The sequence below is a fragment of the Corynebacterium sp. CTNIH16 genome, from assembly GCF_032821655.1.
GTDB classification, from domain to species: Bacteria; Actinomycetota; Actinomycetes; order Mycobacteriales; family Mycobacteriaceae; genus Corynebacterium; species Corynebacterium marquesiae.
In genome coordinates, this window is the sequence record NZ_JAVBIG010000038.1 from 1 (window position 1) to 557 (window position 557).

Here is a 557-nt window from a genome sequence, read left to right on the forward strand (position 1 = left end):
GATTCGGCGGTAAACGCTGCCGTCGGCGATGTAGCTACGGTGTGAGCGACGATTGAGCGGTCGAACAAGTCCATCACTGGTGACAAATACACTTTTCGGCCTGCGACCCTAAACTCGGTGACGTCGCTGACAAAGACGGTGTTTGGCGTGTCTGGGGTGAACTTGCGGTCAAGCTTGTTGTCAGCAATGCGGCTTATAGTTCCTGCGTAGGAAACATACGGCCTGCGTTGGCGGATCTTGGCCCGAAGCCCCATCTGGCGCATGAGTTTGTAAACGAGTTTGTGGTTGATCACCCAGCCCTTGTTGCGCAGGTCCAGCAGCACTCGCCGGTAGCCGTAGCGATGCTTGTTAGCCTCGAAGCTTTCTAGGATCGCGTTCTTGATCGCAGCGTGCTTATCTGGCTCGCTGAGTCGTTTCTGGTGATAGAAGAATGTCGCCCGCGGCATACCGGCTGCCTCTAGGAGGTACTCCAAGCGGTGGTGAGACTTGAGGATGACGATCGCTTGGACTTTCAGGCGTGTCCCTGATTCCTCAAGTCCCGCAATTTTTTTAGGTAG

1 protein-coding gene is annotated in these 557 nt (G+C 55.1%); it reads right to left on the bottom strand.

Going from position 1 to position 557, the window contains the following annotated elements; genetic code table 11:
• On the bottom strand, window positions 1-557 hold a 557-nt coding region (locus RAE04_RS11700), incomplete at both ends, for an IS3 family transposase (protein ID WP_317027470.1).